This window comes from Nodosilinea sp. LEGE 07298, assembly GCF_015207265.1.
Lineage (GTDB): Bacteria > Cyanobacteriota > Cyanobacteriia > Phormidesmidales > Phormidesmidaceae > Nodosilinea.
In genome coordinates this window covers 1-1,973 of sequence record NZ_JADEXE010000544.1, presented here as the reverse complement: position 1 = coordinate 1,973, position 1,973 = coordinate 1, and the positions used below count along the sequence as shown (strand labels likewise).

Below are 1,973 nucleotides of genomic sequence, written 5' to 3'. Positions count from 1 at the left end.
AGGAGAAACTGCCGCTTTATCTGGGGTTCTTTGAGTTCGTACACAATGCCCGTAAGCGAGGAAAGGCACTGCTGGGCAACCTATTGGAGACCTTGTTGAACTAGCTCCCCAAAATCCGTATTGAGCCTATATGTTTTGAGAGCACCTTTCCATCGCCCTTTTCAGTATCTTGGAATGCCTGTAGCAGATGCTGCAAGAGCGGTTAGCGGCAAACCTAATGAAGTGGGTAATATTATTATTGATTCTGAGCAAGCTCATATGATGTTGGAAGCGGAAGGAAATTTCATTAATTATGTGGATGTTGATTTAAAGAAGACTGCGCCTTGGAGCCAAAACCGCCCATTTGATTCTGAAGCAATTTTGGGAATATTTAGCATTAACCCGTCTGAGTTAGAATTAGCTCGAAAACAGGTGCACTTCCACACCTATTATGACCACAAGAGAAAGTTAAAGATTGGTGTATCTTGCCAGTATGAGGGCGCTCCCCTGTCTGTAGGATTTAGTAGTAAATACTACAGAGCGTGAAGTGATTTTTAGGCTTGGAGTTGATGCTGCCTAACAACCGTGGTGCAGCGGATTGATTGAAGCCACTTGTGGTGTTGCATAGATGTCGACAACCGCTGACCCGAACCGTTATATTTTACTGGAGATTTTTTAGATGTTCCGAGTAGATGTTGAAGAAAAGCAGCTTCAAAAACTGACGCCAAAAAGCTTTTCTGAACTCGGGCTTCTGGAGCGATTCGATATTCAGGAATGGATTGATAAATCCCCAGAGATACTTGGAGAAGAGCTTTTAATTATCGGCAAGGAAGTAATCCTTTCTTCTGGTAAACGTCTTGACTTACTTGCGATAGATAAGAACGCAGCTTTGGTAATCATCGAACTTAAGCGAGACGATTCCGGCGAAGCTGTTGAGTGGCAAGCTATCAAATATGCATCGTATTGTGCGAATTTTCTTCCCGGCGAAATTTATAAACAGTTTGCTTCGTACTTATTGGTAGCTGAATCCGATGCACAAAAAGCAGTGGAGGAATTTATTGATGCCGACATTGAGGATCTCAATAAATCACAGCGGATAATTCTTGCGTCTCGTCAATTCAACTCAGAAGTGATTTCAGCGGTGATTTGGCTGCGCGAATTTGGAGTGAACATCCAATGCACGCGATTAGCCCCATTTCTTGACTCTGACGGAGGGTTGTTCATAAACCCTGAAACAATAATTCCACTGCCGGAGGCAAAGGACTACATCGAGCGAAAGGAGAAGAAGCAACGCTCTGTCACACAGAGCAAGCGGGAATGGACAGGGTATTGGTTCGTGAATGTGGGCGAAGGACCAACCAGAAACTGGGACGACAACGTCAAATTTGGCTTCATTGGTGCAGGACAAGGCGTTAGGTACTCATCGGCGCTCAAGCGTCTCAGCATTGGCGACAAGATTTATGCGTACATAAAGGGGCTGGGTTATGTTGGGCTTGGTGAAGTTACTTCTCCAGCTGTCATGGTTCGCGACTTCATTGTAGACGACACACAAAAACCACTATTGGAATCCGGCCTCACAGCCCCCCAGGCGGATGCAAATCGCGACAGTGAAGAGCTAGCAGAATGGGCAGTAGGCATCCGATGGATTAAGTGGGTCCCGAAAAGTAAGGCAAAAACATTTGCTGGAGCCTTCGCTAATCAAAACGTTGTTTGTAAGCTAAGCGATGAACAGACGCTTCGGTTTGTTCAGTCGGAGTTCGGAGAATAAATAAATAGTCATTGCTTCAAAGGGAGTCTGCCCCCCGGAACATATCGAACGAGGCCCGTTTACTTTAGGGTCAATGGGGCGGTTAAGCGTACATAAAGAGGCTCAATACGGATTTTGGGGAGCTAGTTCAACAAGGTCTCCAATAGGTTGCCCAGCAGTGCCTTTCCTCGCTTACGGGCATTGTGTACGAACTCAAAGAACCCCAGATAAAGCGGCAGTTTCTCCT

At 45.7% G+C, this 1,973-nt stretch carries 2 protein-coding genes and 2 pseudogenes; 3 read left to right on the top strand and 1 reads right to left on the bottom strand.

The window, feature by feature from the left end:
- From IQ273_RS36265 to IQ273_RS32855, 3 genes and pseudogenes are all read left to right on the top strand, one after another.
- Positions 1-104 (top strand): annotated as a pseudogene (locus tag IQ273_RS36265) (DDE transposase); the annotation flags it as partial.
- 70 nt (positions 105-174) lie between these two features.
- A complete protein-coding gene (locus IQ273_RS32860) occupies positions 175-525 on the top strand; it encodes a hypothetical protein (RefSeq protein WP_228054369.1) in 351 nt (116 codons plus the stop codon).
- 133 nt (positions 526-658) lie between these two features.
- A complete protein-coding gene (locus IQ273_RS32855; RefSeq protein ID WP_194027264.1) occupies positions 659-1,747 on the top strand; it encodes a DUF91 domain-containing protein in 1,089 nt (362 codons plus the stop codon).
- Positions 1,748-1,869: 122 nt separating this feature from the next.
- Here the strand turns inward: IQ273_RS32855 and IQ273_RS36260 are convergent.
- Positions 1,870-1,973 (bottom strand): annotated as a pseudogene (locus tag IQ273_RS36260) (DDE transposase); the annotation flags it as partial.